Source organism: Actinosynnema sp. NPDC004786, from assembly GCF_053601135.1.
The window spans coordinates 1-8,389 of sequence record NZ_JBSGBG010000097.1 but is presented as its reverse complement, the minus strand read 5'-3'; the positions used below and the strand labels follow the sequence as shown (position 1 = coordinate 8,389).

Here is an 8,389-nt window from a genome sequence, read left to right as displayed (position 1 = left end):
CCATCGGCTCGTTCATCCGCTGGCGCAACACCCGAGCCCAGCCCAAGACCGGCTTCGCCACCGACTCACCCATCCGCACTTGGACCCATTACCCGACCAAGGCTGCGTGACAAGCCACTAGTGCCCGCCGGACAGCCTGTGACGAACGTGCCGTTGGGGCCGTCCTGGAGACGGATGAGTTGGCCGGAGGATGTCAGAAGTCGCCCAGCAGCGCTCAATCGCGGATTGGCCAGCGTGGCCTCGCACCGATCGAGGCAGCTCAAGCGTCCGGCTGCAACCCTGCTGCCGGTGGGAGTGAACTCACTTGATTCGTGTCAAGGGAGTGGACCTGGAGGAGCGGGTGGAGGAGAGTTCGTTGTGCTGCAACGGCTTCTGCTTGCGTCGAGCTACGCTCAACTGGCCTGTCGCAAAGGGTGGCGACGCTGTTTCTGCAGGTCAGCTCATGATCGGGGCGAGCCTGGGGGTCAAGGGGTCGCAGGTTCAAATCCTGTCGTCCCGACGGTCTGAAGAAGCCCGCTGGATCTGGATGTTTGTCCAGGTCAGCGGGCTTTTTCGTGCGCGGGTGTCGATCTTCACTTGGTCACGGAACGGTATCTTTTCGATCTTGGTTAACGGTGTTCTGGAGCGGAATCAGGAGCGGGTCGCTCCAGATGTTTGACCAACGCCAAATGGGGTCGTCCCGAACGGGTGAATCGGCGTAACCGTCGCCAAGTATCACCCGTCGGCGTGAATCGCCGTCACTGTGCGTCGAACGTCCCGGAGCGGCTCGGACCTGCTGATATAGGTCTGCCTCGGTGTGAACCGACGTGTTCGGGGCGGTCTGTGGTCGGCGAGCTGGTGGTTGTTGCGTTGGCGACACGGTGTCGGCCGATGGGTGAACCGGTGGGCTTCAGCCTTGGTGTGCGGTGGCGATCCGAAGGCGACGTCTGCGGTGCCGGATTGGCCGGGGTGGCGGTGGTGTCGTGGTCTGGTAGGTACGGGTCGGGGGGTGTCGTTGGGCCTATGGTGTGGCTGAGGGCTGGTTGTTGGCAGAGCCGTTCGAGTTCGTGGTGGGTCCCGTCATTGTCGGTCGAAGTCTGTGGTTGTCGCAGCGGCGCGGTTGGGAATCCCTAGCGTGTCGTGACACGCCGGGAGGTTCCGAGGCTGGAGGTGGCGTGTCGTCTCGCTTTGTGGGATGTGGTGTGTTTTCAGTCGCGCTGCGCGGGCGTTTAGCCTGTTCGCGCAGCGCAGCGCTGGCCCGCCAGGGTCGGCGAGGATCGCAACCCACTCGTCGGGCCAGGTGTCGCGCACGGCCCACCGCAGCGCTGGCCCGCCAGGGTCGGCGAGGATCGCAACGAGACGGACCTCAACGACCTGGTCGTGACCTCGGAGGCAGCGCTGGCCCGCCAGGGTCGGCGAGGATCGCAACCTCGGCGGCGGCGCGGACATCACGGTCGTGGGCGCAGCGCTGGCCCGCCAGGGTCGGCGAGGATCGCAACTTGACCCACCTGGGCATCTGAGTGCCGAGCAGGAATGTAGCGCTGGCCCGCCAGGTCGGCGGGGCTCGAAACAACAGGCTGTTGGTCGGGGAGCGGTCGGTTCGACGGCCCAGCGCCGGCCCGCCGGAGTCGGCGGGCCGGGGCGGGGCTCGCATTTTGGGCGGGCGCCTCGTTGCGTGCGGAGCGGCGGGCCAGCGTCGGTCTGTCCGGCGGTGTTGGCGCTGCCGGGCGGGGGTTGCTCCATTCGGGTGTTTGTTGGCTGGTGGGTGGGGTGGAGTGGGGGTTTTGTCGGTGGTGGTCTCTAGGGTCGCGTCGTTCGTCGGGGGACGGCGATGTGAAGGGTTTCGTATGTGGGCTCACAGTCCCAGTGCTGTGACCGGTCAATGGCATGGGTTGGCGGAGCACGTTCGTTCCACGGCGCGATTAGCCCGCGGTTTCGCGGCGTCGTTCGGGGCCGGTGATCTGGCGTGGGCGTTGGGGCTTGTGCACGACGCCGGGAAGTGTGCGGTGGAGTGGCAGGACAAGTTGCGGCGTGTGGCTGGCACGGGCGCGCGGGTGGGTGTCGATCACAAGCGTGTGGGTGCGTTGTTGGTGCGTGAACGTGCGTTGGCTGCGGCGATGTCGGTGTTGGGACACCACGGTGGGCTCGGGCATGTGCGGTCGCTGGCGGGGTTGGCTGCGGAGCCGGGGGACCGGGAGACGTTGGAGCGGTTCTTCGCGGTGGTGCCCGAGGCGAGGGCGCTGACGGCAGGGCCGGCGTTGTTGCCCGAGGCGTGGGGTGCGGTCCCGTTGGTGGGGGAGATGGGTGTTCGGATGGTGTTCTCGGCGTTGGTCGACGCGGACCATTTGGACACGGCGGCTCACGCGCACGGGCTTTCGTCACCGCGGGTCGCGCTGCCGGTGGACATGGGTGAGTTGGTCGATCGCTTCGAGGCGAATCGCGTGGCGCTGCTCGAGAAACGTGCCCGGGAATATGGCGTGTCCGATGTGGACGGCGTTCGGGCGGCGTTGTACGAGGACGTGGTTCGGCGGGCGTCGGGAGCGCCGGGTGTGTATCGGCTTCCGGCGCCGACGGGCTCGGGCAAGACGATGACCGCGGCGGGGTTCGCGTTGCATCACGCGGCGAAGCACCGCAAGGCGCGTGTCGTGGTGGCGGTGCCGTTCACGACGATCACGCAGCAGAACGCGGATGTGTATCGGAGCCTGTTGGGTGAGGAGGTGGTGCTGGAGCACCACTCGAACGCCGAGTTGGACGACCGGCGTCTGCGGTTGGCGGCGGAGAACTGGGACGCGCCGTTCGTGGTGACCACGACGGTCCAGCTGTTCGACTCGCTGTTCGGGCGCCGGCCGGCGCGGTCGCGCAAGCTGCACCGGCTGGCCGACGCCGTCGTGGTCCTGGACGAGGTGCAGGCGCTGCCGGTGTCGCTGCTCGTGCCGATGCTGGACGCGCTGAAGGTGCTGTCGGAGTACTTCGAGACCACCGTGCTGCTGGCTTCGGCGACGCAACCGAGTTTCGAGCACTTGGACGTGTGGAAGCGGTTGGACATCAAGCCTTTGGTGGACGCGCCGGTGGAGCTGTTCACCCGGCTCAAGCGGGTCCGGTACGAGTGGCAGGTCGATCCGCGGCCGACGCTCGAGCAGGTTGCGGGGCAGGTGGCACGCGAGTCGCAGGCGTTGATGATCGTCAACACCGTGGGCCAGGCCCGGAAGCTGTTCCGGATGGTGGCCGAGCAGGCTCCGGGAGCCGAGGTGGTGCACCTGTCGACTCGGATGTGCCCGCTGCACCGTGCCACGGCGCTGGCCCGGATACGCGCGTTGCTTCGTGACGGTGAACCGGTGCTGGCGGTGTCTACGCAGCTGGTCGAGGCCGGTGTGGACGTGGACTTTCCAGTGGTGTTCCGCGCCCTGGCCCCGGCGGAGTCGTTGCAGCAGGCGGCGGGACGGGCCAACCGGGAAGGCCGGTTGCCGGGACCCGGCCGGGTGGTGGTCTTCGACGCCTCCGACGCGTCGGTGCCGGGGTTCTACCGGGCGGGGGTGGCCAAGACGCTGGGGATCTTCGGTCCGGGGCGCGATCCGGACGACCCGGCGTTGCTGGACCGCTACTACCGCGCCCTGTACACGGGGTTGAACCTCGACGAGGCCGAGCGGGGCGCGGTCGTCCAGGCCAACCGCGCCGCCCTGGATTTCCAGGCCGTCGCGGACGGGCCGGAGCGCGACGGGGCCGGCTCGGATCGTGACCGCAGGCTCGCGTTCCGCATGATCGACGAGGATCCGGTGTCGGTGATCGTGACCGGCTACGACCCGCAGTCGCGCGTCGAGGAGATGGTCGGGCGACTGCGGACCCGGGCGGTGCCGGCGGGGGCCGTGTTACGGGAGTTGCGCGAATACATGGTGCCCCTGCCCCGGGCGGTGGCCGACGCGCCGCATGTGCGGGCCCTGTGCGAGCCGGTGGTCGCCGGGCACGAGGACCTGCGGTTGTGGCGGGGCGACTACGACGCACAGGTGGGTGTGGACGAGGAAGCGATCGGAGAGGACACGGTGTGGTGAGTCTGGATCTGCGCAAGTCGGCGTCGGGTGCGCCGCCGGTTGTGGTGCAGGTGTGGGGCGACGCGGCGCTGTTCACGCGTCCGGAGTTGAAAGTGGAGCGGGTGTCCTACCCGGTGATGACCCCGTCGGCCGCGGTGGGGGTGCTGGAGGCGATCTACTGGAAGCCGCAGTTCCGGTGGCAGGTGGTCGCCGTGGAGGTGCTGTCGGAGATCAAGCAGTTCACGCAGCGCCGCAACGAGACCACGGACCTGGCGTCATTGGCCGACGCGGCCTCGGGACGCCGTCGACTGGACACGGTCGCCAACCGGGTGCAGCGCAACGCCGTGTGCCTGCGCGACGTGGCCTACCGCGTCCACGCCCACGCGGTGCCCACGGACCGGTCGGACAAGCCCGAGGCCGCCTATCGCGACCAGTTCCGCCGCCGTGTCACCCGTGGCAGCTGCTTCTCCCAGCCCTACCTGGGCGTCCGGGAATTCGGCGCCTATTTCGGCGATCCCGACGGCCGACCGGCACAGCCGATCACGGAGAAGCTGGGACTGATGTTGCACTCGGTCGACCATTCGACCACGCCTCCGTCGTTCACCTGATTCCACGCCGAACTGATCGACGGGGTCATGCACGTTCCGGAACAGGGCATCGTCGCCACCGGGGCCGCCTGATGCTGATCAGACGACTGGTCGACCACGCCGCCCAGGACCCGGCGGCCAAGCCGTTCCACCGCGCCCTGCGGTTCGACCTGGAGCTGCGCCTGCGCTACGACGGCACACTCGACGGCACCGGACTGGAGTCCCTGATGGCCCCAGACGCGGCCGGACGAGCGCGCGGTGCCGAGCACGTGGTGCCCACCGTGGTCCGCACCGTCGGGGTGGCGCCCAACCTCGCGGCCGACGACGTGCAGTATGTCCTGGGTTGGGCCGATGCCGACAGCAATCCGCAGCGGGTCGAACAGTGCCACCGGGCGTTCGCCGAGTTGACCAGGCGGTGGGCCGACAGCCCCGAGGGCCGCGACGACCCGATCGCACGTGCTGTGTCGCTGTTCTACGGCTCGGGCGAATTGTCCCGGCTGATCCGTGATCCGGCGGTGGGCTCCAAGCAGCGCGTGCTGATCACCGTCGAGGGCACGCCGGCCTATCGTGCACCCTCGGTGCCGTCGTTCTGGGCCGCGGAGGTCGCCCGCCGCAAAGGCGGGGGTCGCGAAGGATTGTGCCTGGTGTGCGGGCGTGTCGGTCCGCTGCTGGACACCGTGCCGGGGAAGGTGCCTGCGCGGCTGGTGCCGGGAGCGTCCAACGACGCGGCACTGGTCAGTGTCAACGAACGTGTCTTCGGCTACGACCTGACCACCCAGCTTGCCTGCTCCCCGATCTGTCTCACCTGCGGTGAAGGGCTGTCCGCTGGCCTGGTCAAGGTGCTGGGTTCGCCCGACACCGCTTCCTTCGGAGGCCAGGACAGTCGGTTGGCCTGGTGGGTCACCCGCCCGGTCGAGCGCAATCCGATGAAGCTGATCCTCGACGCCGACCCCGGACAGATTGCGGATCTGATCCGTTCCGTGCGCTCGGGACGTCCACCGGCCGCGGTCGACGGCACCAGGTTCTGCGCCCTGACCGTAGGCGGCAACGTGGCCCGCGTGATGGTCCGGGACTGGCTGGAGATGCCGCTGGAAGCGGTCGAGAACAACGTCACCGCATGGTTCGAGCACCTGCGGATGGCCGCTCTCCACCCCGACGAGCCCTGGACGCAACCGCTGGAACGCCTGGTCCGGGTCACCGGACGGTGGCTGCGCGCCGAGAAACGCTATGCGTTCGTCGGCACCAAGGGCGCCGACCGGCCGGACGGGGTGCAGCGCGACCTGCTGCGCGCGGCGCTGCGTGGGACGCGGCTGCCGCCGTCCTTGCTGAACCACCTGTTGCGCCGTGTCCGCACCGACGGTCGTCTGGACACACCCCGCGCGGCGCTGGTCCACCTCGCCCTCATGCGTTCGCCCTTCGCCCCGGAGAAACCGATGCCCGGACTCGATCCGACCAACACCACACCCGCCTACGTCGCCGGACGCCTGTTCGCCGCGCTCGACGCGATCCAACACGACGCCTTCGAAGGAAAGATCAACACCACCTACGCCAACCGCTTCTTCGCCGGGGCGGTGACCAACCCACGATCCGCGCTGATCGCCGGCCGCACGCTCGCCGACGCCTGGCTGCGAAAGTTCCGCGGCAAACGTGCCGGAACCGGCGTCAACCATCGACGCGAACTCGACGAGCTGTTCGGCCTCCTCGACGCCGGCACAGGCATCCCCCATCACTCCACCCCCGCCCAGCAGACGCTGTTCCTGCTCGGCTACCACCACCAGCGCGCCCACCGATTCACCACCCTGCGCCGCCGCACCGGCGACCGCGCCACCACGACCGGGCCGAGTCCCGATACCCACGACACGACCGACATCCCCACCTCCGACCACACCGCGCAGGAGATCCCCGCATGAACCAGCCCCACCTCGACCCCGCCGTCCGCCACGACATGGTGTTCCTGTTCGACGTCACCGACGGCAACCCCAACGGCGACCCCGACGCCGGCAACCGGCCCCGCACCGACGACGAAACCGGACAGGGCCTGGTCACCGACGTCGCCCTCAAGCGCAAGATCCGCGACACCCTCGCCCTCGCCGCCGGCGACGACCCCCGCTACGGGATCTTCGTCCAGGCCGGACACGCCCTCAACCCGCGTCTGGAAGCCTCCTACGAGGCCAACGGCCTCAAACTCGGCACCAAGATCACCAAGGAGGAGGCGGACCGCGCCCGCGGCTGGCTGTGCGGCCGCTACGCCGACATCCGCCTGTTCGGCGCGGTGCTCTCGGTCGGCAAGACCGGTGCTCTCGGCCAGATCCGCGGCCCGCTGCAGGTCGGCATGGCCCGCAGCATCGACCCGATCTTCCCCGCCGACCATGCCATCACCCGCGTCACCCAGACCAAACAGGAAGACATCGACAAGGGCGAGACTACCGAAATGGGCGGCAAGTGGACCGTTCCCTACGCCCTCTACCGCGTCGAGATCTACTACTCCGCCACCCGAGGCACCCAGAGCGGAGTCGACTCGAAGGATCTCGAACTGCTCTACCGCACGCTGGAGATGATGTTCGACCACGACCGCTCCGCGACCCGCGGCACGCTGACCGCACGCGGCCTCTACGTCTTCAGCCACCCCGACGCCTTCGGCGCGGCACCCGCCCACCGCCTCACCGAACGCGTCACCATCACCGCCGCCAACCCGGGCACCCCGGCCCGCCGGTTCGGCGACTACGTCGTCTCCGTCGACGACGACGGCCTGCCCACCGGCATCACGCTGACCAAAATCTTCGCCTGAGCGTCGCGGCCGTGCACGACTCACTCGCCGACACTTGGCGCAGCATCCCCATCTCCGCGCTGGAGCACCACGCCTACTGCCCGAGGCAGGCCGCGCTGATCCACCTCGACGGCTACTTCGAATCCAACATCGACACCGTCCGCGGCGACCTCGCCCACGCCGCCGTCGACAACATCGGAACACGCAACGACCGCCGGGGCCGCAAGGTCTGGCACTCGCTACCGGTGTGGAGCGACGCCCTCGGCGTGCACGGCATCTGCGACACCGTCCAGTTCGCCGACGACGGCCCCACACCGGTCGAACACAAATCAGGCCGCTACCACCCCGGCGGGCCGGCCGACCTGCAGGTCGCCGCCCAGGTGCTGTGCCTGCGCGAAATGTTCCAGGCGCCGGTCCCGTACGGACTGGTCTTCACCGGGCGGGACCGGCGCCGCCACGAAGTCACCGTCGACGACGACATGGTCCGCGAAGTCGCCGATACCGCCGACGCCGTCCGTGCCCTGCTCGACACCGGGACACTCCCACCCCCGGTCAACGACGCGCGATGCCACCGCTGCTCACTGCGACCGGGCTGCCTTCCCGACGCACCACAAGCCCCACATCAAGACCTGTTCACCCCGCGCCCCCACGGAGACTGGCGTGACTGAACTCCTGCGGACCCTGTTCGCCACCATGCCGGGAACGAGCCTGCACCTGGACGGCGACGCCCTGCGCATCGCGCACCCCGACAAACCCGGACGGCACCTCCTGCCGCTGGTCCGGCTCGACCACATCGTCGCCTGGAACGGCGTCTCCCTCACCGACGACCTCGTGCACCGTTGCGCCGCCGACGGCCGCTCCATCACCTGGGTGACCCGCAACGGCAGATTTCTCGCCCGCACCAGCGGCCCCCACACCGGCAATCCTCACCTGCGTCTGGCCCAGGTCCGCACCCACGACAACCCGCACGCACGACTCAGCCTCGCCAAAGCGTTCGTCGCGGGCAAGCTGCACAACTACCGCCAACTCCT

General features: G+C 68.9%; 7 protein-coding genes. All 7 read left to right on the top strand.

What is annotated here, in order from left to right:
* Positions 1 to 322 precede the first annotated feature (322 nt).
* Complete coding sequence (locus ACWEFJ_RS38930; protein ID WP_449716873.1) at positions 323 to 658, top strand: hypothetical protein; 336 nt, start codon at positions 323 to 325, stop codon at positions 656 to 658.
* Between the two features lie 1,111 nt (positions 659 to 1,769).
* Positions 1,770 to 4,025 carry a CRISPR-associated helicase Cas3' gene (cas3, locus tag ACWEFJ_RS38925; RefSeq protein WP_449716874.1) on the top strand — a complete coding sequence of 752 codons (2,256 nt, stop codon included), beginning with the start codon at positions 1,770 to 1,772 and terminating at the stop codon, positions 4,023 to 4,025.
* Positions 4,022 to 4,612: a type I-C CRISPR-associated protein Cas5c gene (gene cas5c, locus ACWEFJ_RS38920; protein WP_449716872.1), complete on the top strand. Its 591-nt coding sequence runs from the start codon at positions 4,022 to 4,024 to the stop codon at positions 4,610 to 4,612. Before cas3 ends, cas5c begins: the two co-directional genes overlap by 4 nt.
* A gap of 71 nt (positions 4,613 to 4,683) precedes the next feature.
* Complete coding sequence (gene cas8c / locus ACWEFJ_RS38915) at positions 4,684 to 6,501, top strand: type I-C CRISPR-associated protein Cas8c/Csd1 (RefSeq protein ID WP_449716871.1); 1,818 nt, start codon at positions 4,684 to 4,686, stop codon at positions 6,499 to 6,501.
* A 35-nt stretch (positions 6,502 to 6,536) separates the two neighbouring features.
* The gene (gene cas7c, locus ACWEFJ_RS38910; protein ID WP_449716870.1) at positions 6,537 to 7,379 is read left to right on the top strand and encodes a type I-C CRISPR-associated protein Cas7/Csd2; all 843 of its coding nucleotides are present in this window, start codon (positions 6,537 to 6,539) and stop codon (positions 7,377 to 7,379) included.
* Positions 7,380 to 7,390: 11 nt separating this feature from the next.
* Positions 7,391 to 8,026, top strand: a complete 636-nt coding sequence (cas4, locus tag ACWEFJ_RS38905; RefSeq protein ID WP_449716869.1) for a CRISPR-associated protein Cas4 — start codon at positions 7,391 to 7,393, stop codon at positions 8,024 to 8,026.
* Positions 8,019 to 8,389, top strand: a 371-nt coding sequence (locus ACWEFJ_RS38900) for a CRISPR-associated endonuclease Cas1 (protein WP_449716868.1), incomplete at its 3' end; no start/stop codon positions are given. The genes cas4 and ACWEFJ_RS38900, both read left to right, overlap by 8 nt.

Excerpts from the sequence above, each read along its gene's own strand:
- cas8c (WP_449716871.1), top strand. The coding sequence starts at position 4,684 with ATGCTGATCAGACGACTGGTCGACCACGCCGCCCAGGACCCGGCGGCC.
- cas7c (WP_449716870.1), top strand. The coding sequence starts at position 6,537 with ATGGTGTTCCTGTTCGACGTCACCGACGGCAACCCCAACGGCGACCCC.